The sequence below is a fragment of the Parasphingorhabdus sp. genome, assembly GCF_059726685.1.
This window is the reverse complement of the sequence record NZ_AP041068.1, coordinates 768,863-794,328: the sequence shown is the minus strand read 5'-3', so window position 1 is coordinate 794,328 and position 25,466 is coordinate 768,863. Positions and strand designations below refer to the sequence as shown.

28 protein-coding genes and 1 tRNA gene are annotated in these 25,466 nt (G+C 54.9%); 14 read left to right on the top strand and 15 right to left on the bottom strand.

Annotated features, from left to right (window positions below):
• A complete protein-coding gene (locus tag AC6I9Z_RS03920; protein WP_461458700.1) occupies nt 1–1,164 on the bottom strand; it encodes an Acg family FMN-binding oxidoreductase in 1,164 nt (387 codons plus the stop codon).
• Nucleotides 1,165–1,547: 383 nt separating this feature from the next.
• Here AC6I9Z_RS03920 and AC6I9Z_RS03915 point away from each other — a divergent pair, with 383 nt between their 5' ends.
• A complete protein-coding gene (locus AC6I9Z_RS03915; RefSeq protein WP_109355783.1) occupies nt 1,548–1,841 on the top strand; it encodes a hypothetical protein in 294 nt (97 codons plus the stop codon).
• A 55-nt stretch (nt 1,842–1,896) separates the two neighbouring features.
• Here the strand turns inward: AC6I9Z_RS03915 and AC6I9Z_RS03910 are convergent, their stop codons facing one another.
• Nucleotides 1,897–2,289, bottom strand: coding sequence for a GAF domain-containing protein (locus AC6I9Z_RS03910; RefSeq protein WP_461458703.1), 393 nt, complete (start codon nt 2,287–2,289; stop codon nt 1,897–1,899).
• Between the two features lie 196 nt (nt 2,290–2,485).
• On the opposite strand from AC6I9Z_RS03910, the gene argE reads away from it, so the two are divergent.
• The 3 genes from argE (at nt 2,486) to AC6I9Z_RS03895 (ending at nt 5,615) form a co-directional block, all read left to right on the top strand.
• On the top strand, nt 2,486–3,649 hold the full coding sequence (gene argE, locus AC6I9Z_RS03905; protein ID WP_461458705.1) for an acetylornithine deacetylase: 1,164 nt from the start codon (nt 2,486–2,488) through the stop codon (nt 3,647–3,649).
• A 4-nt stretch (nt 3,650–3,653) separates the two neighbouring features.
• Nucleotides 3,654–4,460, top strand: coding sequence for an SDR family oxidoreductase (locus AC6I9Z_RS03900; protein ID WP_461458707.1), 807 nt, complete (start codon nt 3,654–3,656; stop codon nt 4,458–4,460).
• A 93-nt stretch (nt 4,461–4,553) separates the two neighbouring features.
• Entirely contained in the window at nt 4,554–5,615 is a 1,062-nt protein-coding gene (locus AC6I9Z_RS03895) for a fatty acid desaturase family protein (RefSeq protein ID WP_461458709.1), read from the top strand.
• Here AC6I9Z_RS03895 and AC6I9Z_RS03890 read toward each other — a convergent pair.
• Both AC6I9Z_RS03890 and AC6I9Z_RS03885 read right to left on the bottom strand, forming a co-directional pair.
• A complete protein-coding gene (locus AC6I9Z_RS03890) occupies nt 5,612–6,292 on the bottom strand; it encodes a cupin domain-containing protein (protein WP_461458711.1) in 681 nt (226 codons plus the stop codon). The two genes, AC6I9Z_RS03895 and AC6I9Z_RS03890, sit on opposite strands and share 4 nt — an antisense overlap.
• A gap of 14 nt (nt 6,293–6,306) precedes the next feature.
• Complete coding sequence (locus AC6I9Z_RS03885; RefSeq protein WP_461458713.1) at nt 6,307–6,927, bottom strand: glutathione S-transferase family protein; 621 nt, start codon at nt 6,925–6,927, stop codon at nt 6,307–6,309.
• A gap of 107 nt (nt 6,928–7,034) precedes the next feature.
• On the opposite strand from AC6I9Z_RS03885, the gene AC6I9Z_RS03880 reads away from it, so the two are divergent.
• Nucleotides 7,035–7,577 carry a TetR/AcrR family transcriptional regulator gene (locus AC6I9Z_RS03880; RefSeq protein WP_461458715.1) on the top strand — a complete coding sequence of 181 codons (543 nt, stop codon included), beginning with the start codon at nt 7,035–7,037 and terminating at the stop codon, nt 7,575–7,577.
• The gene (locus AC6I9Z_RS03875) at nt 7,578–8,534 is read left to right on the top strand and encodes a YeeE/YedE thiosulfate transporter family protein (RefSeq protein ID WP_461458717.1); all 957 of its coding nucleotides are present in this window, start codon (nt 7,578–7,580) and stop codon (nt 8,532–8,534) included.
• Here the strand turns inward: AC6I9Z_RS03875 and AC6I9Z_RS03870 are convergent.
• From AC6I9Z_RS03870 to AC6I9Z_RS03860, 3 genes are read right to left on the bottom strand one after another with little or no spacing between them, the layout of a single operon-like run.
• Nucleotides 8,521–9,000, bottom strand: a complete 480-nt coding sequence (locus AC6I9Z_RS03870) for an asparaginase domain-containing protein (RefSeq protein WP_461458719.1) — start codon at nt 8,998–9,000, stop codon at nt 8,521–8,523. The genes AC6I9Z_RS03875 and AC6I9Z_RS03870 overlap by 14 nt on opposite strands.
• The gene (locus AC6I9Z_RS03865) at nt 9,000–9,515 is read right to left on the bottom strand and encodes a DUF3291 domain-containing protein (RefSeq protein WP_461458721.1); all 516 of its coding nucleotides are present in this window, start codon (nt 9,513–9,515) and stop codon (nt 9,000–9,002) included. The genes AC6I9Z_RS03870 and AC6I9Z_RS03865 overlap by 1 nt, the downstream gene beginning before the upstream one ends.
• Nucleotides 9,512–11,107, bottom strand: a complete 1,596-nt coding sequence (locus AC6I9Z_RS03860; protein ID WP_461458723.1) for a lysine--tRNA ligase — start codon at nt 11,105–11,107, stop codon at nt 9,512–9,514. Before AC6I9Z_RS03860 ends, AC6I9Z_RS03865 begins: the two co-directional genes overlap by 4 nt.
• Before the next feature lie 112 nt (nt 11,108–11,219).
• Between AC6I9Z_RS03860 and AC6I9Z_RS03855 the strand changes: the two genes are divergently transcribed.
• Genes AC6I9Z_RS03855 through AC6I9Z_RS03845 form a run of 3 tightly spaced genes read left to right on the top strand, consistent with a single transcriptional unit; the run spans nt 11,220 to nt 15,135 of the window.
• Nucleotides 11,220–11,807 carry an NnrU family protein gene (locus tag AC6I9Z_RS03855; RefSeq protein ID WP_461458725.1) on the top strand — a complete coding sequence of 196 codons (588 nt, stop codon included), beginning with the start codon at nt 11,220–11,222 and terminating at the stop codon, nt 11,805–11,807.
• A 2-nt stretch (nt 11,808–11,809) separates the two neighbouring features.
• Nucleotides 11,810–14,596 (top strand): ATP-dependent DNA helicase, encoded by a 2,787-nt coding sequence (locus AC6I9Z_RS03850; RefSeq protein WP_461458727.1) that lies wholly within the window; start codon nt 11,810–11,812, stop codon nt 14,594–14,596.
• Nucleotides 14,593–15,135 (top strand): SixA phosphatase family protein, encoded by a 543-nt coding sequence (locus AC6I9Z_RS03845; protein ID WP_461458729.1) that lies wholly within the window; start codon nt 14,593–14,595, stop codon nt 15,133–15,135. The genes AC6I9Z_RS03850 and AC6I9Z_RS03845 overlap by 4 nt, the downstream gene beginning before the upstream one ends.
• Before the next feature lie 17 nt (nt 15,136–15,152).
• Here AC6I9Z_RS03845 and AC6I9Z_RS03840 read toward each other — a convergent pair.
• Nucleotides 15,153–15,241, bottom strand: a tRNA-Leu gene (locus AC6I9Z_RS03840).
• Between the two features lie 275 nt (nt 15,242–15,516).
• Here AC6I9Z_RS03840 and AC6I9Z_RS03835 point away from each other — a divergent pair.
• Entirely contained in the window at nt 15,517–15,762 is a 246-nt protein-coding gene (locus tag AC6I9Z_RS03835) for a hypothetical protein (protein ID WP_461458731.1), read from the top strand.
• Between the two features lie 20 nt (nt 15,763–15,782).
• On the opposite strand, the gene AC6I9Z_RS03830 is transcribed toward AC6I9Z_RS03835, so the two are convergent.
• Nucleotides 15,783–16,535, bottom strand: a complete 753-nt coding sequence (locus AC6I9Z_RS03830; RefSeq protein ID WP_461458733.1) for a zinc-ribbon domain-containing protein — start codon at nt 16,533–16,535, stop codon at nt 15,783–15,785.
• 200 nt (nt 16,536–16,735) lie between these two features.
• Here AC6I9Z_RS03830 and ftsE point away from each other — a divergent pair, with 200 nt between their 5' ends.
• From ftsE to AC6I9Z_RS03810, 4 genes are read left to right on the top strand one after another with little or no spacing between them, the layout of a single operon-like run.
• A complete protein-coding gene (ftsE, locus tag AC6I9Z_RS03825) occupies nt 16,736–17,446 on the top strand; it encodes a cell division ATP-binding protein FtsE (RefSeq protein ID WP_461458735.1) in 711 nt (236 codons plus the stop codon).
• 11 nt (nt 17,447–17,457) lie between these two features.
• Nucleotides 17,458–18,378 (top strand): cell division protein FtsX, encoded by a 921-nt coding sequence (locus AC6I9Z_RS03820; RefSeq protein WP_461458737.1) that lies wholly within the window; start codon nt 17,458–17,460, stop codon nt 18,376–18,378.
• 9 nt (nt 18,379–18,387) lie between these two features.
• Entirely contained in the window at nt 18,388–18,921 is a 534-nt protein-coding gene (locus tag AC6I9Z_RS03815) for a YdcF family protein (RefSeq protein ID WP_461458739.1), read from the top strand.
• Nucleotides 18,922–18,923: 2 nt separating this feature from the next.
• Nucleotides 18,924–19,613 carry a lysophospholipid acyltransferase family protein gene (locus tag AC6I9Z_RS03810; protein WP_461458741.1) on the top strand — a complete coding sequence of 230 codons (690 nt, stop codon included), beginning with the start codon at nt 18,924–18,926 and terminating at the stop codon, nt 19,611–19,613.
• Between the two features lie 41 nt (nt 19,614–19,654).
• Here the strand turns inward: AC6I9Z_RS03810 and AC6I9Z_RS03805 are convergent, their stop codons facing one another.
• From AC6I9Z_RS03805 to AC6I9Z_RS03780, 6 genes are all read right to left on the bottom strand, one after another.
• Nucleotides 19,655–20,833 carry an LL-diaminopimelate aminotransferase gene (locus AC6I9Z_RS03805; protein ID WP_109355802.1) on the bottom strand — a complete coding sequence of 393 codons (1,179 nt, stop codon included), beginning with the start codon at nt 20,831–20,833 and terminating at the stop codon, nt 19,655–19,657.
• Nucleotides 20,834–20,933: 100 nt separating this feature from the next.
• Complete coding sequence (locus tag AC6I9Z_RS03800; protein ID WP_461458743.1) at nt 20,934–22,571, bottom strand: alkaline phosphatase D family protein; 1,638 nt, start codon at nt 22,569–22,571, stop codon at nt 20,934–20,936.
• Between the two features lie 3 nt (nt 22,572–22,574).
• Complete coding sequence (locus AC6I9Z_RS03795; protein WP_497811217.1) at nt 22,575–23,141, bottom strand: hypothetical protein; 567 nt, start codon at nt 23,139–23,141, stop codon at nt 22,575–22,577.
• 7 nt (nt 23,142–23,148) lie between these two features.
• Nucleotides 23,149–23,751, bottom strand: coding sequence for a DUF3667 domain-containing protein (locus AC6I9Z_RS03790; RefSeq protein ID WP_497811216.1), 603 nt, complete (start codon nt 23,749–23,751; stop codon nt 23,149–23,151).
• A 111-nt stretch (nt 23,752–23,862) separates the two neighbouring features.
• Nucleotides 23,863–24,504 carry a TetR family transcriptional regulator gene (locus tag AC6I9Z_RS03785; protein ID WP_461458747.1) on the bottom strand — a complete coding sequence of 214 codons (642 nt, stop codon included), beginning with the start codon at nt 24,502–24,504 and terminating at the stop codon, nt 23,863–23,865.
• 52 nt (nt 24,505–24,556) lie between these two features.
• Entirely contained in the window at nt 24,557–25,426 is an 870-nt protein-coding gene (locus tag AC6I9Z_RS03780; RefSeq protein WP_461458749.1) for a crotonase/enoyl-CoA hydratase family protein, read from the bottom strand.
• Between the last annotated feature and the right edge of the window lie 40 nt (nt 25,427–25,466).

Genomic DNA, 25,466 nt, shown 5'->3' with positions numbered 1-25,466 from the left:
TTAGACGTTCAGGATGAACGATTCCACCGGCCATCTGGGTGACGGTTCAGGCGAAGCGGCATAGCCGAAGCGGAAAAAGCCCTGAACTCTGGCTGGCAGGGTCACCCCAAGATAGTCGTGATATCGACCATACAGATCAGCCATTTCCGGAAATTCCTGTAATATCTGGCTGACCGGATGCATCGCCAGACCCAGAGCAGTCGCGGCCTGATTGATCCGCACCCAGGCTGCACCGGACTGCAATTGTGCCCTCCGGCTGTTGTCCGGCGAGATCAACCAGCCGAAGCTGCTCGTATTGTCCAGTATCTCCTTGTACATGGAAATTCCGGATTCATAAGCGGTCGACCCTTTTGTCGCGAGCTCTTCACGTGAGACAACGCCGCCCAGCCGCAACGCCTCCATCATCGGTCCACTCATATCGATTCCGTCCGGGTTGGCATTTACTTCGGCCGCGCCAATCCGCATCAGATCAACGCTCTCTTTTTGGGTACGTGCCACATCATATTCCACCGACCAGGCCTGCCAGTTAAGCTCCCGCAATCTGGCGACCCGCTCCGCATCGCTGGTCGCTTCGAGGGATATCAGCGGTTCCGATTGCCCCGCAAAGGCCATATCCTGCAACTTGGCGAATGTCGCGTCGTCAACACTGCGCGGCGAAAAGGCTTCCTTGGTACTACGGCGGTTCAGTATTGTGCCGAATAGCGGATCGCGCGGAACCGATGGATCCTTGATCATTTTTACCGATGCTATGGGACGGCCGTCGAGAACCGGCTCAGGTTCGCCTTCAGGGAAAGACATGATTTCTGCTCGATAGCCTTTTTCGGTCGCCGCCTGCCGAAACAATTCCAGAAATGTACCGAAGCCGATGGTGATCTGACGATTGGGTGGGTCGGTATGGGGCAGACGTTTGTCGAGATCGCAGTAGAGCGTGAAACTGTCATCGCCCACCAGCCTTACCTGCCAGGGCTGACGATTGTGGGGATTGGGTGCCAGAATAGCATAAGCCAGTGCATCAAGCCGCGGATCTCCAAAACCCGTTGTTGCCTGTGTCCAGGGCTCCTGCGCCTTGGCAATTGAGCGTGTGCCGACATAAGCACCAAAACCACCACCGAGCAGCACAAGCGATGCACCACCGGTTACCAGAACCTGTCTGCGCGAAACCATATCCGAATCTCCATATTCATCTAATATATAGATATCTATGTTTATACAGTGTAAATGTCAACGCCAACGCAACGGAAAACCATGGTTATATTTCTCTGGGCAAATTACCCATAGGGCAGATCGCGTGATTCAACTCGTCTGGTGTTAAGGGCAGAACAACTGTCTTTGCTATCATCGGGGCACCGGAAATCTTTAAGGCATAAGCACCCCTCAAGGCCAGCTTCAACCTGGCTTTAGGCTATATTCAAATGGCCTGAAAAGGGTCGAAAAGTGGAACGAGTGGTGACCGGCTGTTAACACTTTTTTAACTTTTTAGTTTAATAAAGGTTAACGCAATCAAAGCGAGTGGGGCATACTTAATTTGATCTGGTCTGCGATAGAAAATGACACCTGCTTACTCCCCCGAAGCACATTTGTCCGAGACGGAACGCTATGTTCTTGGATCGCTCAATCAAGCTTGGCCATCGGCTGCTACCATGACTCCGGATGTGATTGAGTCACAGGAAGCTAGCAGCAATCCTGCGATGTTCGTCGATGCGGTTCAAACATTAAGCGACAATGGTATGATTTTATATGAGGCATTTCTGACGGGCCATGCTTCCGGGCCGCGCTTTCTAGATACAATGATCACGGCACGCGGCAAGGCCGCCCTGCAATCCACCGATATCGACGCGTGAGGCCACTGAACCGTTAATTTGGCGGCGTGCAAAATTAAACAAAAAAGTTAACAAATCAGGCGTGGATGACCGCAGAGGCTATGGCTGTAATATTTTTCAGCACGTCCAGTTCCTGGTCGCTTAACTCTCTGGCTTCATCACCGGCGCAGGCGACCATACCAATGGTTGAACCATCACCGTTACGCATCGGCACAGACGCATAAAGTCCAAGATGCTGGGTCATCGCGCTGCGGGGACTGCCCAGTTGCTTTACATCGACGGCAGGATTGCTGGCTGCCCAGCTTTCATCACAGGAAATAGCAGCATGGGCGACGGACTGTACCGCACACCCTCCTTCGTCATGATCAGCTTCGTATAAAGTGATAGAGGCAACGGGTGTACCAAGCAGTCTTGCTGTCAGATTGGCAAGCAGGTCCAGATCCTGTTCAACTGAATTATTCATACTCATATTCGATTTGGAGCCCCCGATCTCAGATCGATTTACGGTAAAAACTTAAAAACTTTATTAACCATAGATGAACACGCCCTAACGGGAATCTCCTCAGCCTCCAAATGTCTATTTGTAACATACCGTAAAGCAATTGAATAATAAAGACTTTTTTAAACTGATTCCTTTTTGTTAATGCTACGTTTATGTTGACTTCATGACAAATCTGTTAATTAAACCGGCATTATCTATCCTCGATTCGCTGATTTCTTTCGATACGACGTCGCGAAATAGCAACCTGCAACTGATCAGCTGGGTTGAGGAATATCTCGCGCAATATGACATCGGCACCACGCGGGTGATTAATGCTGATGGGTCCAAGGCCAATCTCTATGCCACCGTTGGTCCGGATGTCGCAGGCGGGGTCATCCTGTCAGGCCACAGCGATGTCGTACCGGTAGATGGACAAGACTGGTCGAGCGATCCGTTTGTGGTGACAGAGCGTGATGGCCTGCTGCATGGACGCGGAACCTGCGACATGAAAGGCTTCATCGCGTTGGCCTTGGCCGCCGCCCCGATGCTGAAAGACGGCAAGCGTCCGGTCCATCTCGCGATCAGCTATGATGAGGAGGTTGGCTGTCTTGGCGCGCCGGCCATGATTGAGGAGATGGCCGCAACCCTTCCCGCCCCAGCCCTGGCGATCATCGGCGAACCGACAATGATGAAGACGATCACCGGGCATAAAGGCATTTGTGTCCATGAAGTCGAGATACTTGGCCATGAGGCTCATAGCAGCCTCACTCATCTTGGAATCTCCGCCAATATGGTGGCTATCGAGCTAATGCATGACCTGGCCGAACTGGCACGAGGGCTTTGGGAGACGGCCGACCCGAATTCGCCGTTCACGCCGCCGCACGCAACGCTTACCATTGGCAAGATGGATGGAGGCACTGCGGCCAACATATTGGCCCGGCGGGCGCATTTCATATTTGATCTGCGATGCCCGCCTTCCGTCGACCCCGAAGCAGTTCTGGCACCGTTCAAGGAAAAAGCCGCCGCTCTCGACACACAATTGAAAGAAGCCTTCCCTGAAACAGGGGTACGCGTTGAACAGCTGTCCAATGCACCACCGCTTGGGCAATCCGGTTCAGAGAAAGCGGAAGCCTTTGTGCGAAAATTGACCGGGGATAATACACCGGCTGGTGTTGTCTCTTATGCCGCGGAGGCCGGGCAGTTCCAGCAGGCCGGTTTTCCCACCGTGGTTTGCGGGCCGGGGTCGATTGAGCAGGCCCATCAACCCAATGAATATATCAGCCTCGATCAGTTCAGTCGCGGCGCAGATTTTATGCTAAGACTGTCGGAAGAATTGCGGCAGGAGTAAACGCATGACAAAACTCGGCAGCTACGCTGGACGCACCGCCATGGTGACCGGCGCGGGCGATGGCATTGGCAAGATGCTGGCCGTCAAACTCGCAGAAGCCGGGATGACTGTCTGCGTTCAAGATATCCGCGAAGAAGCGGCCGCAACAGTGGCCCTGGAAATCGGCAGTGGTGCGTTTTCTATGGCTTTCGATATTAGCGACCGCAATGCTGTTGCTTTGGCGGCCGAGCGTTTTGCCGCCGATCATGGCGATCTCGCCATGCTATGGATCAACGCTGGCGTGGGCGTCGGCGCGACCTTGCTGGAGGGCAAGCCAGATCAGGTGCGCTGGGCCTATGATGTAAATGTGCTGGGCGCTATCTGGACGGCGCAATGCTTTGCCCCCCTGCTCAAAGGCGACCCCCGTCACGTCGGAATTACCGCCTCGACCGCTGCGCTGCGCGCGCCTGAAGGCGACTTTCCGCTCTATGCCGCAACAAAGCATGGTACGATGGCGGTTGCCGAGGCGCTACGGGGCGAGCTGGCGGTTAAGAATATTGAGACCACCATATTGTGCCCCGGCCTGCTCAATACCGAAATCTGGGATGGCGCCAAAGCCCGCCCCGAACGCTTCGGCGGTGAACGTCATATGGATCCCAAAATTGCCGGCATGTGGCGAGAGGCCAAAACCCCTGACGCGATGTGGCCGGACATAGAACGCGTTATGGCAGCAGGCGGCGGCACATTAGTCTGTGCAACAGATGCTGGCGAAACCCGCGTTGCGATGCGGCAGCGTATAGACGCTATCGAGAACGGACTGATCGAAATTTAGCGGGCGGGCTTATTTTCCGTTACGGAATGCAAGGCTTGTCGCCTCTCCCAGAAAAACTGGATTTTTGGCAGAAATTAGCCTATTATAGCGGTCATGCCAGCTGTTAAAGCCGCCCGACCTACAGATGTTTTTACCCGCGATGATTGGGCACGTTTGACACGCATATCACCGTCCCGGGGCCTTTGGTTGATCCTGCATGGCTGGTTAACAACGGCGGCAGTTTTGGCGGGTACTGCATTGTTGTGGGATTGGCACTGGCTAGCGGGCCTCATCGCCTTTCCCTTTGCTATCGCCATCGTCGGCGGGCGGCAATTGGGCCTTTCCATTTTGATGCACGAAGGCGCGCATGGCCTGCTTCATCCCAATCGCAAGATCAATAATTTCGCCGGTCAATGGCTAACCGGTGCGGCGACAGGAAGCGATCTGCACAGTTACAGAGCCTATCACCTGACCCATCACAAATACACACAGCAGCCGGAAGACCCCGATCTTGCTCTGTCAAAACCGTTTCCGACAACGCCCGCGAGCATGAGGCGTAAAGCCTTCCGCGATTTGACCGGGCAAACTTTCTTGAAACAGCGCAGCGGTCAGATGGTCGCGGCATGGTTGGGCTTGAAGGCAATGCTGCAAGGCTCGCCTTTAACCGACGGTAATGGCAAGCGAGACACATCAGCAGGCACGGCGTTCAATCGCGGTGGTGCCGCCGGTGTCTCGGCCCCGGTAACAAATTTGGACGGAGCAGTGCGTACCACAAAGACGGTCGGGCGCTTTCTGCTGATCCAGCTTATTGTGCTGGCCGCCAGCCTGCTCACATTGGGCATCATTCCATTTCTGATCTGGATCATCGCGCTTGCCACAACCTTCCAGCTAGTCCTGCGCATCCGCAATATTGCCGAACATGCCTGTACCACCACGGGTAGCGGAGATCCTTTCACCCATGCCCGCACGACTTATGCGAACCTGTTGGAACGTACAACGGTTGCGCCTTACTGGGTGAACTATCATAGCGAGCATCACCTTTTCATGGGCGTACCATGCTATAATCTGCCAAAGGCGCACGCATTGCTATTGTCGGAAGGCATGGACAAACGGATGACCATTGCGGACAGTTACCTGGACGTATTGAAGCAGGTCACCCGGCCCGCCGCAGCCTAAGCGGCAAATTTCCCTAGCTTTCCCGGTGTCAGATGGCCGGTCTTTGTCCAGGCTAAGCATCCTTCTTTGCTATAGGGTGTGTGCATCCAGCCCGGCGGCGTGCGGTCCCAAGTGCCGGTGGGATAGTCGCCATGTTCGTCGGACAGACTGCCTTCGAGTATAAAAGTTTCACTCCCGCCTTCATGGACATGCTCTGGATAGCTGCTACCTGGCGCCCATCTTACAATCTTTACATCCTCGCCTTCAAAGTGATGCAGCCATGCGAATTCCACGCCAGGCGCACCACCATCTTCAAATTCCAGAGCGTTGATGTCGAGTGAGAATTGCCTGGTATCGGCCGCATCAAACTGGTGGAGCTTCACCAATATGATACAGCCATCCTGACTATGCGGTTTGTGGCTGGTCCCGATGGGATTACGCACATAGGTGCCAGCCGGAAAATCACCATGCTCGTCAGAGAACACGCCTTCGACAACCAGAAATTCTTCACCTCCGCTATGAACATGCGGATCGAAATAGCTGCCAGGGGCATAGCGCACCAGAGATGTTGCACGCGCAACCTCTCCGCCCACCCGGTCGAGCATCTTGCGCTCGACACCGGGTAGCGGAGAAGGAACCCATTTCATATCCTCCGGGCGAAGAACCACGGGCTTATCAAAATCGGCATTGATCCTCATTTGCGAGTCTCCATTCAACCTGCGATGCTCGGGCGAGCTTCCACCTTTGCGCGCCACTGCGCAAGATTTTTACAATCTGCAGGAGTTTCAACGCCCGCGAAATCAGCAAAGCCAAGTCCGGCAAAGGCTGTAATATCGGCGACAGAGAATCCGTCTCCCGCCAGATAGGGTTGTTGCGCCAAAACAGTATCAAGATAACGCATAGTAGACACGGCCCGTTCCTTTTGATGATTGCCCCATTCTGCACATTGATAGGTTTCTATCGCTTTACCCAATCCCGGCGTGGCATGGTGAAAATAAGTCCCGACCGCATCAAGCAGCCCCGCTTCTGCGCGGCGCTGCATCATCGCGATCACACCGCGCTCCTTCGGCGATTTGCCTGTCAATTCCTGCTCACCCGTCAAATTATCAATATATTCCGTGATCGCGCTACATTCAGAAATGGTGGTTCCGTCATCCAGTTCCAGCACCGGTACGGCCGCTGATGGATTCTTTTCAACAAATTCAGGTTTCCGATGCTCGCCTTCGGGCACGTTGATGGAAATAAACTCGACCTGATCAAACAGACCTTTTTCTTTCAGCGCAATACGAACACGCGCCGGATTGGGAAAACCTTCAAAATCATAAATTTTCATAGTCAGGGTCCTTCTTGTTAATTACCTATCGATAGGTAGGTATCACTGGAATCTCACTTGATCAACCCCTATCTTGTGATAGGTAAGTAAATTCAGTTGGAGCAAACATGATCAGCAAGCGCGATCAGATATTGGATATTGCCGAACGCGGCTATCGACAGGGCGGTTTTGCGGGACTTAGCTTTCGCGACATTGCCGCTGCGCTGGATATGAAAAGCGCATCCGTGCACTATCATTTCCCGCACAAGGAGGACCTCGGCAAGGCGGTGGTCGAGCGATATACGGACAATCTGCTGGATAGTCTGGGCGCGCCAGATGCGGCAGATGATTCGGCAAAGATTCGTCTCGCCCGGCTGGTGGAGGCTTATCGTGCGGCCTATGCTGAAGGAGAAAGCAGCTGCCTGTGCGCAGTCCTGGGGTCGGTTAGTCCGCAACTACCTCCCGCTGTGCAAGAGGCGGTGAACAGCTATTTCACGCGGCTGATGACATGGACAGAAACAGCTTTGGCGGAAGCCGGACCGTCCGCCAATCTCAACGCCTCTCACATCATTTCCGCGTTGCAAGGCGCGATGATCCTTTCTGTCGCCATGGGAGATGCGCGCTATCTCGATCAGGTTGCAGAGGATCTCGCCGAAAAGAGTGGCATTTAAATGACGTCCTTCCTGATCATTCCGCTTGCCTTCATTCTGGGCTTTGCTCTCGTTCGCGTCGCTACATGTACAGTTGCCGCCACGATGCGCTGGGTGAATCAGGGTAAAATGGACTGGTTATTCGGCTTGCTTATAGTTGCTTCTTGGGCCGGACTGGTGCTGTTCTTGCTGCTGCAATATTCCGGACGGGCCCATATTCCGGTCGATATCGAAATCGGTTGGCAGCTGTTTTTCGGGGCGGCGATCATGGGGGTTGGCGCGCTCATCAATCGCGGCTGTTTTGTTGGCACAGTTGGTTATATTGGGGCAGGAAAGTTCAGCTATCTGCTGACCTTTGTCGGCTTGGCCCTCGCGATGCTGCTGCTGCGCGTCGACGCGCTCAACCCCTTTGGTCCAGTGGTGGTGACCGGGCGAACCGCGATCGAAGATGATATCATTAAACAGGGCGTGCTACTCGGCTTTGCGGGCCTGTCTCTGCTCAGTCTCTGGCTGATCATCGTTAAGCGTAACATGGCGATGCTGGCCTTGCTCACCATCGGGATCACCGCGGCTCTGATCTATGGCACACGTCCGGAATGGTCCTATGCTGCAGTACTCAACAGTTTGCTGGCTGGACAAGGCCTTTCCGTTGGGATGACCGTGGAGATAGCCGTCATCGCTTTATTCGCCGGTGCGGTTTTCAGCAGCTGGCTCAAAAACAAATTTCATCCTCAATTCGGTACGTGGAAGCTGGCCGTCGCCAATCTGTCCGGGGGGTTCCTAATGGGTATTGGCGCTGCGACCGTGCCGGGCGGCAATGATGTCTTGCTGATGTGGACCGCACCGGGATTAACGCTTTATGGCGCCGTGGCTTATCTGGTGATGATCGCAACCATTGCGGTCATGCTGGTAGCTATGCCCTATGCCACAAAAGCTGTTACTCAGAGTCAGTGGTTCAAAAAACCTACGCACGAATGAAGCGGTGCGCATCGCGATCCTTCCTGGCAGTCGCCGGATCGAACACTTCACCGTTCATCGCGATATACACCCCGTGCGGCAATGTCTGAGTCGCGGCTAGAGCAAAGCCGACATTAAATTCGGCATCGCTATTGCGCAAAGTTGCCGGCTGCATTGCACCGGTTAGTACAATGGTTTTGTCCGTTATGTCCGCCAGAACCTTGCCGGTTTGCACCATCGTATCGGTGCCATGGGTCACGAGTATCTTGTCGGCATCGCTAACCGCGACAGCATCATGGATCGCCTGCCGATCATCGTCAGTCAGTTCGAGGCTGTCCTTGCGCATCAACTGTGTCACGCGGTGCGGAACATAGACATTATTTTCCGCCAATATATCGGGCAAAGGGGTCGGGCCGATATGATATTCCGACAGGGCATCAAAATAGATCTTGTCGATCGTCCCGCCGGTCGTGAAAATATCGATCATCAGGCGCATTCATCCAGTACGGGTATGGCAGGCGTCCCATCAGGCGCATCAAATGGCTGACGGAAAGTGAAGACGTCAGCCGAAACACCTTGTTGTTCAAGCATGTCAATTTTCCCCAAACCTTCTTCCACCGAAGGAATATGGCCAATCGGAATCCACCATAATGCTTGATAGACTTCCATGTGCTCTGCCCATTCCTTGCGGCGGCGCATGATCGCCAGATGCTCGGGGTTTTTGTAAACAAAGTCTCCCAGTGATTGGACATCTTCCCAAACCGACATGTTCACGGCCAGCCGCGGGTCATCCGGAACCGGGTCAATATCGACAGCGTCGTTGCCCTCGCCTACTAACCGCCAGACAAATCCCGGCGCCTTGTCGGCCAGTGCATTTACCGGGTCGAGAGCATCCATAAAGTCACCATTGGCGGGATCATCTTTCGGCCTGTTAAAGCGCAGTATATTAATCTGCGCGAGATGGTAACCACTCACACCGCTATTCATGACACCGCTATTCATGACAGGGCCTCCACGATCAGTTTGCGCGTGTTGTCGATACCATAGAGCGCGATGAAGCTACCCATGCGCGGTCCTTGCGAGCTGCCCAGCAAGGTCTCGTAAAGAGCCTTGAACCAGTCGCGCAGATTATCGAAACCGCCTTCTTTACCGATGGTATAAACAATCGTCTGGATATCTTCGGCGGCCGCATCATTGGGTAAAGCACTCAGCTCGCTGTCCAGTCGTTCCAGCGCGGCCACTTCCACGCCTTCCGGTTTACGACGGTATAATGTCGGTGCGATAAAATCCTTGTGATAAGCCATCGCATTGCCGATCAGCTCATCCAGATCAGGATATTTCTCCGGCGTTGCATCCGGTGCATATTGGCGCAAATAGCCCCAGATTTGTTCGCGGTCCGCATCGCCCATCACGCCAACCAGATTAAGCAGCAATCCAAAGGTCACCGGAATCGTATCGGATGGGACGTCACCGCCATGAACATGATGCACAGCGTTGCCCAGCTGCTTGTCAGGAGTCTGCTCATGCCAATTGGCGCGGAACTGAAAATATTCGTCCACGGCTTTGGGGATCACGCCCATGTGCAGCTGCTTGGCTGATTTGGGTTCGCGGTAGATGTAGAAAGCGAGACTGTTTTCCGAGCCATAGCGTAACCACTCGTCGAGGCTCAGACCATTGCCTTTGGACTTTGAAATCTTCTCGCCTTTTTCATCGAGGAACATTTCATAGATCAGGCCATCCGGCTTGCGTGCACCCAGCACCTTGGCAATCTTGCCGGACTGCACACCGCTGTCCGTCAGATCCTTACCATACATTTCATAGTCAACGCCCAGAGCGACCCAGCGCATCGCCCAATCGACTTTCCACTGCAGCTTGGCACCGCCGGTGAGCGCATTATGTTCAATCAATTCCCCATCATCTTCAAAGCGAACAATACCGGCTTCCGCGTCAACAATCTCGACCGGGACCTGCAGGACATGACCTGTTTTCGGGCTGATCGGCAATATCGGCGAATAAGTCGCCTGACGCTCCTTGCCAAGCGTGGGCAGCATGATATCCAATATCTGCTGATTACGTGCCAACACCAGTTTCAGCGTTTCGTCAAAAGCACCGGACGTATATTGCTCGGTGGACGACATGAACTCGTAATCAAAGCCAAAACGGTCGAGAAACTCGCGCAACATCGCGTTATTGTGGGCGGCGAAGCTGTCATAGTCTGTGTCGAACGGATTGGGCACCTGCGTCAATGGCTTGTGCAGATGCTCGGCCAGCATATCCTGATTAGGCACATTGGTTGGCACTTTGCGAAAGCCGTCCATATCGTCGGAAAAAGCAATCAGCCGCGTCGGGTTGCCGGTCAGCGTCTCATAAGCGCGCCGTACCATGGTCGTGCGCAGCACTTCGTTAAACGTGCCAATATGCGGCAGGCCGGATGGACCATAGCCGGTTTCGAACAACATCGGCTCTATCTCACCATCTGGGCCGGTTTTCGGCGCAGGCGCGCCGCGCTCGCCGCGATAGCGTTTGAGCAATTTGCGGGCCTCTTCAAAAGGCCATGCTTTGGATTGCTGTGCGGCTTCACGATTATCGGTCACGATGAGATAGTCCTGTTCAATCAATTAGGTCGTTTATTTTTCTTGGTTCTGCGCCAATAGTGGCATTACCGTCTATAGCAAGTTAGAACAGCACAAAAGCAGGAGATTTCAAATGGGTGCATTGATCGCGGGCGTGTTGCTCTGGAGCATCGTTCATCTCGTCAAATCGGTGGCTCCGGGTCTTAGAACCAACATAAGAGCGAAGATCGGCGAAGGGCCGCATCAGGGGTTAGTGGCCTTGCTAATCATCGCGGCCATAGCGTTGATGGTTTATGGCTGGCGAACCGCCCAATATGAATTCGTCTATGATCCCCCGACATGGGGCCGGCATCTGAACATGTTACTGATGGTCTTTGCAATTTTCCTGTTCGGGGCCGCGCAAGGCAAGTCGCAGATCAAACAGTTTATCCGCCATCCGATGCTGACCGGCATGCTCCTCTGGGCCGCCGGGCATTTGCTCGCCAATGGTGACAGTCGGTCCGTCGTATTGTTCGGCGGGCTGGGGCTATGGGCCTTGATTTCAATCTTTACTGTTTCCCGCAATGAAGGTGCCTGGGAGAAGCCGACCGAAACAGCCACGGTCCGCCGTGAGATGTTGGGCTTTGTCATCGCGCTGGTGCTTTATGCGATCCTGTTCGGAATGCATCGCTTCTATGCAGGTGTCGCCCTGGCCGGTCCAAACGCGCCCGGATTTTCTTAAATTTGACTGACGGCACATCCCCCTATCCTCCGCTGGCCTATCCCGCGCTCCATGCCAGTCATAGCGGCATCTGGATTTGCGGCAGCGATGGTGTCTCCCGCGCAATTGGCAAGGGTGAGGCGATTGGCTGTGTTGCGGAAACCCCGCATATCCTGCTCAACGCGCCGCTTATGGGTCAGCGATTGGGCTATCCCGATCTGTCGGGTCTCGATTTGCTGGAACTGTTCGCCTTCATCCACCCGGCGCAATTTGTCGTTCCCACGCCAGCCGGTTTGGCCAAGACCCTTGGTCTGGAACCGCCCGCTCAGGAAGCCGATATCGCGTCCCTATACCGGGAGGCCGCCAGCCACTTATTGGCGGGACTGGAAGCGCCCCATTGGGGGGAACGCGAAGGCGCATGGAGCAGCGCGCAGGCTCTCTATCGACTGCGCTGGCCTTGGGCAGGAGAAGTGTCCAAACGTCTGACCAAGCCCGCCGACGGAGAGCGCTGGCTTTTTTCGAAACTCGAAGAATGGGAAGAAGAGACACCGCGCCCGGCCCCACGTGCAGTAACGATGGACGAAGATGCTACGTTGACTCAACTCGGCACCTTGACCGGCAAGGGATCAGAGGAACGCGAAGGTCAGAAAAGCTATGCTGCCGCTGTTGCAAAAATTTTCAATCCCCGCCGCGTCAAAGGAGCGCCCAACATGCTGCTCGCCGAGGCAGGCACCGGCATCGGCAAAACCCTCGGCTATCTGGCACCGGCATCTTTGTGGTCAGCAGAGGCGGGCGGCGCGGTCTGGATTTCGACCTTTACCAAGGCTCTGCAACGCCAACTCGACCGTGAAACCCGGCGCATCTATCCGGATGAAGAGGTTTTTCGCAAAAAAGTCGTCGTCCGCAAAGGCCGCGAAAATTATCTCTGCCTGCTCAATCTGGAAGATGCTCTGCAAGGCGGTTTTGCTGGTCGGGCCGCCATCCTCGCCCATCTCGTCGCGCGCTGGGCCGCCTATAGCAAGGACGGCGATATGGTCGGCGGTGACTTGCCGGGCTGGCTGACAACATTGTTCCGGCGCAACGGTTCCACGGCATTGACCGACCGGCGCGGAGAATGCGTTTATGCCGGTTGCCCCCACTACCGCAAATGCTTCATCGAGAAAGCCGCGCGCGCCAGCCAGCAGGCCGATATCGTTATCGCCAATCACGCGCTGGTCATGGTCAACGCGGCGCGTGGGCGGGAACAGCAAAATGCGCCGACGCGGCTGATTTTCGACGAGGGCCATCATCTGTTTGACGCGGCTGATTCGATGTTTGCGGCACGTCTCTCGGGGCAGGAAGCGATCGAGATACGCCGCTGGGTCATCGGTCCGGAAAGCAAGAACCGCGGACGCCGCCGGGGCCTTGCAGCGCGGCTTGCTGACCTTGCTTCCTATGACGACGAGGGCGGACGCGCGATTGAAAGCGCCCGCCATGCCGGCGAAGCCTTGCCAAGCGACGGCTGGCTGCAACGCTTGTCGGAAAGCGAACCGTTCGGGCCGGTCGAAGCGCTGCTCGGCGAAGTCCGTCACATGGTCTTTGCCCGCGATGAAAGCCAGAGTGCGGATGCCGGCTACGGTCTGGAAACCGAGCTTACCGATGTCGAAGGCCCAATGATCGATGCGGTCGCCAATGCTGCCGAAGCGATTGATGCTTTGCTCAAACCTCTGGTCCGGCTTGGTCAGAGGATCGAACATCTGATCGAGGAAGGCCCGGACTGGATGGATGCCCCGGCAAGGGCCCGGATGGAAGGGGCGCTATCAAGCCTTGGCTGGCGCTGTGACACCCTGTCTGGATGGCTCGCCTTATTGTCGCGCATTGGCGGTCCGGCCGATCCCGAATTTGTCGACTGGTTAATGATCGACCGGTTTGAAGGCCGCGAATATGATATTGGCATCTGTCGCCACTGGCTGGATCCGACCATCCCGGTGACTGAGGTGGTTACAAAGCCCGCTCATGGCCTGATGATCACATCGGCAACGCTGAAAGGCGGCGGCGACTGGGAGACCGCACGGGCACGCAGCGGCGCGATACATCTGGATCAGGCCGTCCAGGAATTTGAGGTGCCGAGCCCGTTCAACTACGCCGAACAGGCCAAGGTCATCATCGTTACCGATGTGAAGCGCGGTGACATGGCAGGACTAGCCGGTGCTTACGCGCAGCTGATCGAGGCGTCCGGGGGCGGCACATTGGGCCTGTTCACGGCCATCCGGCGGCTGCGCACCGTTTACGCACGCATTGCCGACCGCATGGCGCAAAGCGGATTGCCGATCTACGCGCAACATGTTGATCCCATCGATACCGGTACGTTGGTGGACATTTTCCGCGACGATCCCAAAGCCAGCCTGCTTGGTACCGATGCCTTGCGTGACGGCGTGGACGTACCCGGTCGCAGCCTGCGCCTTGTCGTCATGGAATCCGTGCCATGGCCGCGCCCGGACATATTACACAAAGCCCGGCGTCTGGCGGGCGGCGGCAGCGCCTATGATGACCGGATCATCCGCGCGCGTTTGGCACAAGCATTTGGCCGGATCATCCGCCGCGCCGATGATCATGGACATTTTGTAATCCTGTCATCCGCTTTCCCGTCCCGTCTGCTGACCACTTTTCCAGAAGGAACACCCATTGAACGCATGCCGCTCACACAGGCATTGACGGAAATAAAAGCGGCTAAATCCAAAACTGTGCAATCCAGTCTTTCCCCTGACATATCTTTCGGGCATGACGCTGGGCAAACGGATATTCCGGGGAATAAATCGGGCGGTATATGAAAAGACTGACACTTTTGCGGCACGCCAAATCCAGCTGGGATGACCCCGTAGCCAGAGATTTCGACCGACCGCTAAATGACAAGGGCAAACGCGCCGCTGCGATCATGGGCAAGTTTATCAAGCGGAATAATCTCGTCTTCGATCAAATCCTCGCCTCTCCTGCAGTGCGGGTCATCGAAACACTTGAACATGTCGAACCCGCCAGCGGCTTGTCTTTTGAGCCGAAATGGGACCGCAAAATCTATCTGGCATCCTCGGTCACATTGATGGACGTTTTGCGCGGTGCCAATGCGGATGCCGATCATGTGCTGATGGTCGGGCATAATCCTGGCCTGGAAGACCTGATTTTTGATCTGGTTCCTGACGATGGTTCATCCGAAGCTCGCGGCGCAGTGGAAATAAAATATCCAACAGCAGCATTGGCCGAGCTCAGCCTGAACATAAAAAGCTGGGCCGATATCGAAGATAATTGCGCAACTCTGGATCGCTTCACGCGTCCACGCGATCTCGATCCGGAACTGGGTCCTGACTATAACTAACTGCTTTATAAAGAAACTGGTGCGGTCGAGAAGACTCGAACTTCCACGGGAGATTAATCCCACAGCGACCTCAACGCTGCGCGTCTACCAATTCCGCCACGACCGCACTGTCATCCGAACCAGGCCATAAGCCCTTGGTAGGCGCGTGCCCTTAGCAAAGGGTGGATAGGCTCGCAACAGATATTGTGATTTGCCTGGACCTTACCCAGCCCGCTGTTAACGCGACCGCGAAACATGTCCCCATCTCACACAGTTTGGCTCGCTTCGTCCGTTTTATAGGTGAAGAGACCGGATAATCTGTCCGTTAACCTTTTATTTACCTTGTCAGCTACCGGTTTAGTGGGCTTTTCTGTATTTATGCGCATTATTCGGTGCCTCTTAATGATGATCCTGACCGGGACGGCAAGCACGCCCGTCATGGCTGAGCAGGCCGCACAATCAGGTGCGCGGGTACAGGTTCGTGTTTCTGCGCATATTGTTAGCGGGGAAACCGTCCGTCTTGATTCGGGAATCACATCATACGGCTCGTCACCGCGCTTCAATAAGACACAAGCACCTCTGGTTCGAACACGCGGAATGATCATGCGGGATGGTCGCCAAAATGTGCGGCTCACCGAATTCCACTAATGGCAGGATAGAAATAGCAGCTATTGGCGTGTTATATCAGCCCAACCGACCTCTAACTGACTTGCAGCACGGGGTACGTCGAGCTTGGCTTCATTGAAGTTGACTCGCGCGCCGGGGGCCAGCTCTTTTGTGGGTGCCTTCATCTTCCAGCTATAGACAATCCTGCCGCTGGCATCCCTCAGGATCACCAGCATTGGCGGCACGGATTGCTCGCTATCGGTCGGGTTGATTATGGTCCCGCTCGCCGCAAAATATTCAGTGCCATCCGGCAAGGTCCGGCGATCCTGTTTCTGGCTGAGTTCAATCAGCAACGGCGTGTCATCAACCGATGCCATCTGATAGCTCTGTAACCAGTTTGGCGTACCGAACGCATAGAGCGCACCGCCAATCAAGATGATCAGGCTGGCAAAAGCAATCGCGGCAATGGTCCATAGCTTCGCAGGATTCCGGCGCGGCTTAAATGGCGGCTCGTGGGCAAAGCTGCTGGTTTCGGATACAAAAGGCGGCGTAACCGCTGATGCGGATGCTGCTGGTGGCGCTGCCGCCATTGCCGCACCATCCGGTTCCGGATCCGGCCGATTTGTTGGCGGCGGGGACGGTGTGCCCGAGGTCGGTTGCCCTGCTTGTTCCACCGTTTTGGCAGGTTCTGGCGGAGCTGGCTCCTGAAACCAGTTATGGCGGCATGATGCACAGCGCACGGACCGGCCGGTAGGGCCGATTGCACTGTCGGGGACGAGATAACGTGTCTTGCAGGCCGGGCAATTCAATATCATGACATTCTTCTAAACACGCCATTCCATGAAACTGCAAGTCTGCGGTTCATGCTTTTGAGACAAGTGCCTTTTTTTCAACGTTTTCACGTCCATCCCGCGAGCGGACGGGCACGCAGCAGTTGATTTCAGAGGACGTAACGTCCTATTGATGCGGTCAGTTGTATAGCGTCCCAACCTGATCAAGCGATTTGAAAATCCAGATGAATGAAATTGTTCAATTTGAAAATGTTGGCCTGCGCTATGGTGCTGGCATTGAAACGCTATCTGACCTTACATTTACGCTGTATCCCGGCAGTTTTTATTTCCTGACGGGCGCATCAGGCGCGGGCAAGACCTCGCTTCTGAAACTACTCTATCTGGCTCAGCGGCCCAGTCGCGGTCTGATCCGGCTGTTCGGCGAAGATGCCGTTACCATGCCGAGAGAACGCTTGCCTGGTTTCAGAAGGCGCATTGGCGTGGTGTTTCAGGATTTCAGGTTGGTGCCGCATCTCTCGGCTTTTGACAATATCGCGCTGCCGCTGCGCGTCGCGGGCGTGAAAGAAAAAGATTTGACAACACCGGTGGCCGAGATGCTCGACTGGGTTGGTCTTGGCGACCGCGCCGAGGCCAGACCGGCGACCTTATCGGGCGGAGAGCAACAACGCGTTGCCATTGCCCGTGCTGTGATTGGTCGTCCGGAAATATTGGTGGCGGATGAACCGACCGGAAATGTCGACCCGGAAATGGCGATACGTTTGCTGCAGCTGTTCGAGGCGCTTAATACCCTGGGCACTACAATCGTCGTCGCCACCCATGACATTCATTTGCTCAGCAAAGTGCCCGGTGCGCAAATGATGAAGCTCGAAAAGGGTGGACTATCTGATCCAACCGGTTCTTTGCGCAATCCCCCCTTGCCGCGTGACAGAGCATAGGTAGCGGTCTGATGCTCAGTCTGTTTGTCATTCCCGGCCATGACCGCCGACTGATACCCGAAGGGCGCCTGTCAGGGCCGATGCCCTGGGTCATTGCTATCATGATTTTTTTAATGGTGCTGGCGACCGCCATAGGTCTTGCCTTTACCGAAGCCGGACAAAATGTGTCGGATCAACTCTCCAGTCGCGCCACGGTTCAAATTATCGAAGCCAATCCCGATCTAAAAGCCCAACAGACCAGTGACGCGGCGGCCCGCTTGCGCGGCATGGAACTGGTAGAAGAGGTACGAGTCCTGCCCGCCCAGGAAATTGAAGACCTGATCGCGCCATGGCTGGGTCAGTCCGCAGACGGAGGACAGGACACCGGTGGCCTGCTGGAAGATATTCCTCTGCCGGCTCTTATCGACTTGAAATTGGCGCAGCCCATTGGTGAGAAAGAGCTTGAAGCTCTGCGCACCGGTATCAGACCATTAGCCGCCAGTGCCCGCATTGAACCCAGCAGCGCCCTGATAGCGCCAGTGATCGCCTTGGTCCGGTCGCTGCAATGGATTGCTTTTGGTCTGGTGATATTGCTTGCAATCGCGACTGCTGCAGCAGTGATCATCTCCGCCCGGGCCGCGCTCAATACACATAAGGAAACGATCGGCGTCATTCATCTGCTCGGCGGGACCGATCGGCAGATCAGCCGCCTGTTTCAAAGGCGGATCGCGCTCGATGCGTTGTTGGGAGGGGTACTGGGCTTGATCTGCGGCGCCGCAATCATCCTCCTGCTGGGCATGCAGCTTTCCGCTCTTGGTTCGGGATTGGTGCAATCGCTAGACCTCTCCTGGTATAGCTGGTTGATTATCGGGGCCATTCCGATATTGGGAATGATCCTTGCGATGGTGACTGCGCGAATGACGGTCATGGGCGCGCTCAAGAAAATATTGTAGTCACCTTTCATGATCTTACGTTTCTTCTGTTTTCTGCTGCTTTTCTGGATGATCGGGTTCGCCTGGTTTGCAATAGATTTGCCACGTACTGCGGCGGATGATGTGCAGACGGATTCCATTGTGGTCCTGACAGGCGGCCCGCAGCGTATTGAGCATGCTTTGCAACTGCTAGAGGCAAATAAAGCGAAAAATCTGTTGATATCCGGTGTGGACCGGGATGTGAAACCGGGGGAACTGGCGGCGGCTTATAATCGTGACGAGACACTGTTTAACTGTTGTATTGATTTGGGTTTTCAAGCGGTGGACACGCGTTCAAATGCTTTGGAAACTGCACGCTGGGCCGCAGGACGGAAAGACACATCGATCCGGCTGGTGACGTCTGACTGGCATATGCGGCGGGCACGGCTGGAACTGGAACGCGCCGTACCATCGGATATTGCAATCATATCCGATGCAGTTGCGACCGCACCGTCCCTGGGCACTTTATTCAAAGAGTATAATAAATTCCTGATGCGCCGCACGGCGGCCTTGGCAGGTATCTAGATATGTTGGCAAAAGTCCGATCACTCCTGTTCATCCCGTTATTCTATGGCGGATCAACACCGATCATCATTTTATCGTTTATCGTTGCGCTGTTCTCGGTGCCCGGCACACATTATATGGCTCAGCTATGGAGCCGTTATCATTATCTATGCGCCCGGATCATTCTCGGTATCCGGGTCGAGATAAAGGGCGAAATTCGCAACGAACCCCTGCTTTACGTTTTTAAACATGAAAGCATGTTTGAAACGATTGATCTGCTACGTATTTTTGACAAGCCGGTGGTGATCGCCAAAAAGGAACTGCTCGTCATCCCGCTCTGGGGCTGGATCGCCAAAAAACACGGACTGTTGGGCATAGATCGGAACGGCGGAGGCGCGGCGATGCGCCAGATTATCAAGCAAGCCAAAAAAGCGGTTGCCGAAGGTCGCCCGATTGTCATTTTTGCAGAAGGAAGCCGTGCTCACCACGGTGAGCGACCGGAATTGCAAACGGGCTTTGCCGGTATCTACAAACTGATGGGACTGCCTTTGGTACCGGTAGCGCTCGACAGCGGCATCATTTCACCGCGCGATACATTCGTGCAAAAAAGCGGCGTGATAACTTATGCTGTGCAGGACGAGATTGAGCCAGGGCTCGATCGCGATGATATTCGTGACCGGGTCCATGCCGCAATTAACGTGCTGAACGATTGACTGTCATATCGTGAGCGCGCCCGCTTCTAACCTGAAGCAAATCACCCCTGGCTGAGAAACTTCTTCATATTCCGCGCCGCTTGCCGGATGCGCTGTTCGTTTTCGACTAGCGCCAGACGAACATAGCCCTCACCTTCGTCGCCAAAGCCGGTACCAGGTGCCACGGCAACACCCGCTTCGGCGAGCAGCCGTTTGGCAAATTCCATCGAGCCGAGTTCGCGAAACTGCTCCGGGACCGGCGCCCAGGCGAACATGCTGGCTTCTGGTGGCGGAATGTCCCAGCCGGCGCGGCCAAAGCTTTCGACCATCACGTCGCGGCGCTTTTTATATAACGCACGGTTTTCATCAATAATGTCTTGCGGGCCGTTGAGCGCTGCGGTGGCCGCAACCTGTATCGGTGTAAAGGCACCATAGTCGAGATAGGATTTGACCCTTGTCAGCGCACCGATCAGCTTTTGATTGCCAACCGCAAAACCCATGCGCCAACCAGGCATCGAATAGGTTTTGGACATGCTGGTAAATTCAACCACACAATCCTTCGCGCCATCAATCTGCAACATGGATGGTGTTGGCACATCGCCATAGTAGATTTCAGCATAGGCAAGATCACTGATCACCCACAGCTTATGCTCACGCGCAAAATCGACAACCTTCTGATAGAAGTCGAGATCGGCGACATAGGCGGTCGGGTTGGACGGATAGCCCATCACCAGCACTGATGGTTTCGGCACGCTGTAGCTCATCGCATATTCGAGCCGGGTGAAGAAATCCGGACCGGGTGCTGCCGGAATAGAACGAATCGCTGCCCCAGCAATGATGAAACCGAAAGTGTGAATCGGATAAGAGGGGTTGGGCGCGAGCACCACATCACCAGGAGCCGTGATCGCCTGCGCCAGATTGGCAAGGCCCTCCTTGGAACCCAGAGTCACGATCACTTCGCTCTCCGGATCCAGGTCCACATCAAAGCGGCGCTTGTAATAGTTGGACTGCGCCAGGCGCAGACCCTTGATGCCTTTCGATGCGCTATAGCGGTGCGCGGTCGGATCGTTGGCCGTATCGCACAGCTTGTCGATTACATGTTGCGCTGGCGCACCATCAGGATTGCCCATGCCGAGGTCGATAATATCCTCACCGCGGGCGCGCGCTTCCGCCTTCATCGCGTTCACTTCAGCGAACACATAAGGCGGCAGACGTTTGATGCGGTAGAATTCTTCAGACATGGTTTCTCTAATTCCGGTGTTTCATTTTACGCAGCCGCTGCTTTGCGCAACTTTGATAGGAATGTCGAGGGGGTCAGGACAAATTGTTGTTCAGCCGCACCTAGACCGCCAAACTCCGCTGCCCCCGCATAACGGAGCGGCTTTCGCTGCCCTTCATCGTGGTAGATTTGGCCCGGATGGTATCAAGGAAATGCCAGGTAGAAGTCGCTTTTTCCGACGTCAGCGAAACGGTCATATATCCGCGATTGGATGTGTCACACCATTGCAGTTGATCATTAGTTTCGCGAACCGCACGTGCTGCTGTCACCGGGTCAGCCCCGGAAAGATAGGATTCAAGTCCGGGTGAGGTCACGCTATGGCCGCCAAATTCAACACCGGCAGCACCGCCGCTGGTTTCCAGATTAAACGCCCAGCCATTGTGACTGTCACCCGACAATACGATCAGATCAGCATCAGCCTCCTGCGCACCCATCAACGCGCGTTCCCGCGCTTTGGGATAACCATCCCAACTGTCGAGATTAATCGGCAGGCCAACTTTGGATGCAAGTGCGCCAACCGCCACCCGTGCTTTCGCGAAAGCCGGCGCATCATCAGCAAGCCAGTTCACCGCCTCCTGCGGCAGGCGCAATTCGCCCATCACGCATTGTTGACCCCAAACCTGCCACTTGGTGCCGGATGCCCGCGATTTGCGCATTGCTTCGGCGAGCCACGCCTCTTGCACGGCGCCCAGCATCTGCCGTTCGGAATCTTGCCAGGTGGTGTCGCGAAATGTCTCGAGAGCCGTCTGGATATTCTCCTGCCCCTGCAAAGCAGCTGCCAAATCTGCCGGTTCACTACGCCCGCCAATCCGGCTTTCTGTCATGAACAAGGTCGCAAGATCGCCAATCTGGTACTCGCTCCAGAGAGGTCCGCCCTCATCACGGTCACGCACCGGCATCCATTCTCGATAAACCTGTTCAGCGATACGCTTGCGCACTTCCCAGTCGCCTTCCGTCTTGGGCTGGTGGTTTTGCGCGCCGCTCATATGGGCATCATTGGTGAATTCATGATCGTCCCACATGGCGACCATCGGATAAAGCTGATGGATACGCTGCAAATCGGGGTCGCTGCGATAGGCGGCGTAGCGCAGGCGGTAATCCGCCAACTGAACAATCTCATGCCCCGGATCAATCACTCGACCTTCGAGCATTTGCTTTTCGGAGGGATAAGTGCCGACCGGATACTCATAAAGATAATCACCGCTATGCATCACCATATCGAGATCGCTGCGCTGAGCGGCATGGGCATAAGCGTTGAAATAGCCGAATGGCAGATTGGAGCAGCCAAATACGCCTAGGTTGAATTTCTGGGTCGGTCCCTGTGGCAACGTCCGGGTGCGACCGGCCATCGATTTAGACCCATCAGGCGCAACAAAGCGATAGAAATACCATTGACCCGGCACCAGATCCGAAACGACATATTTTGCAATATGATCCCGGCTCGCAGACGCCGTCACTTCGCCAACCATTTTCGCACCAGAGAAATCAACGTTTTGCGCCATTTCAACGGTCAGCTTGCTGTCGCCTCCGCCAACAAAACGGGTCCACAGCAATACCGAGTTTTGCGACGGCTCGCCACTTGCCACACCATGAGTAAATCCACGCGCCTTGGCCATAGCAGCATATGCAGGTGCAGACATTGCACCGAGGCCAAATGTGCCCAGAGCCATTAACTGGCGACGATCAATTTTTATTGTCATAATTTATCCCAGAATCCCAACTGCAAACAGAATGGCGAAAAACAATGTCATGCTGATGACAGTGAAGACAAGCAAGGCAGAAAGTCTAAGCAGCGCTTCGATCCTGGAGAGCTTATAGGCATGCCGCAACTGTCGGTACATGTGAAATGGCGGATAGAACATAAGCAAAATAACCCATATTTCTTGCGACACACCGAGTGCCGCCAGCGCTGCACAAGTTATAAACAGCAACGACATGAAGCTGATCGAATAGGTCGTAAAAACGGCGTGATCATAAAAATGATAACCACGACGACCGATGAGAGTCAGCCAAACGAATGGCAGCGAGATCGGGATCAACAACCATGCAAATTTATAGCCATTGGCCTTAAGTTTGTAGAGTAACAGGTCCGGATTTTCGTTCACTTTCCTGAACCCGTCCATGATCGTCTTGTCGAGTTCCTTTGATCCCGTGGTCACGCTGCTATCGTCGTTCAGCACGTTACCCTCTTGAATATCTTCCAGCCCGGTTTGCAATTGGTCGAGATCTTCCTCAGTGAAATTGCCCAGCTTAACATCACCGTCGCCCAACTTGACCTCAGGATAGGGCGTTTTTTTCGCCGGTCATCGTCGCCAAGAGATTTCGGCCTTTCTTCAGATCTAGGATTTCCTGACGCAATTTCGTCTGATCTACGGTGTCGCCCGCCTCCAGCTGGGTCTCCTTCTCTGCAATCTGTCTTTCGATATCGGCAGTTTGCATCACAACGCCCATGTTGACGTCTTCGTCGGTCTCGACCGCACTACCTCCCGAAAAAGGACCGCCAAGGAAGGAAAAGACCGCGAACATCATGAACACGGAAAACAAAAACAACGCCATGGGAGAGATAAACCGAGCACGCTGACCGTGAATATAACGCCGAGTCAAGTCTCCCGGTTTCCAGACCAAGAGCGGCAGGGTTCGCCAGAATTTCCCTTCGAAATGTAGGACCCCATGCAAGATATCATGCCAAAACGCACCGATCGAACGGTGAATATGCAGCGGCTGTCCGCAATTGTTGCAATAATTGCCAGTAACCGGCGCTTCGCAATTCAGGCACTTGCCGGAATTACCTCCAGTCGCATCGCCACTCTCGCTCTCAACCGCTTTCGCAATCAAGGCACCTTCAATAGCTGTTCCTGCTGCTTCAAATTCCCCTGACATCCACTGAGTTTTCGCCAATTTGATCAATAAGGCAAGCAGCTTTTCAGCAACAGCCGATTGACCAAATCACTTTCCAGCAATGCCGCGACCATTAAACCGAGGCCATAGCTCCTATCGCGCCAAAATCCCGGCCATGATCAGGTCGACTGTCTGCTCGCGATAGGCATCGCGCATCTTCTCATGGAAATCATCGCGGCCATAGCAATATTTCCACACCAGTTTGCCGGTGAAAAACCGGTCTGCTGCGCCCGTCACCGCGGAATAAAACAGCTGCGGGTCCAGATCGCGGAAAACGCCGGTCTTGATGCCGTCACCGACGAAAATGCTATAGGCCTCGGACAGGGGCTTGAGATATTTCTCGGCAATATCACGCGCGCCCTCTGGCGGCAGATCGCGGATCAGGCGCATGGTCAGGCGGTGGATATAGGGATATTGGTAGTAGGTATCGATCACCGCGCCAATATGGTGGCGCAGCTTGTCCTCCGGCGGCATATCTTTCGCGATCAAAAGCCCGACATCCTCGACAATCTTGGTCATGTCACGTTCGAGAATCGCTTCGAGCAAGCCATCCTTGTTGCCGAAATAATATTTGACCAGCGCGCTGTTCAGACCGGAACGCACGGAAAGTTCGCTAAAGGAAATATCGATGGTATCGCCTTCGCGCATGATCTGGCTGGCTGTTTCGATCAGCTTGCCGCGCGCACTGGCGCCGTCGATTTCCCCGTTTTTGTCGGCCTGTTTGTCGCCGCTCATCTTCATTCCCCTCACTCGGCAGGCCCTTACTCACAGGCCGTTACTTAAGTGACTACTTATAAACAGGTTCTTCCCACCAAGGGAAGGTGTCTGGCATATCTGTCGACACTTTGTCCGGATAGACCGGATCGCGCTTTTCAAGGAAACTGGTAATGCCTTCTGCCGCGTCACCGGATTTTGCGCGATTATAGATGATCCGGCTGTCAATCTTGTGCGCTTCCATCGGATGATCCGCGCAAGGTATTTGCCACAGCATCTGCCGGGTGAGGGCAATCGAAACCGGCGCGGTATTGTCGATAATTTCCCGTGCCAAGGCATAGGCTGCCGGTAGCAATTCATGGGGCTTGTGGATCGAGCGGATCAGTCCGCCGTCGAGCGCTTCCTGCGCATTGAATACGCGCCCGGTCATGCACCATTCGATCGCTTGCGGCCGTCCGACAATATGGGGCAGGAACCAGCTCGCCGCACCATCGGGCGCAATCCCGCGCCGGGCAAAGACAAATCCAAAGCGAGCCGTCTCGCTGGCCAGGCGAAAATCCATCGGCAATTGTAAGGTAGCGCCAACCCCGACCGCTGCGCCATTGACCGCAGCAATCACTGGTTTCAAACATTGATAGATACGCAAGGTCAGCTTGCCGCCGCCATCGCGGACCCGCGGATCGGAATAATCCTCCACCGGATCACTGCTGGCAAATGGCTTGCCGCCGCCTTCCGGTGTCAGGTCAGCACCTGCGCAAAAGGCGCGATCACCCGATCCCGTAACAACCACCGCCCGCACATCATCATCGACATCAATCTGATCAAACGCGTCGCACATTTCCTTCAACATCGTATTGGTGAAGGCGTTCATTTTTTCCGGACGGTTGATCGTGATCGTCGCGATATTATCGGCGACATCATATTTGATCTGGGTGTAGGTCATGGGGAGGATCCTGCTTTATCAAACCCCTCCCACCAGAGCG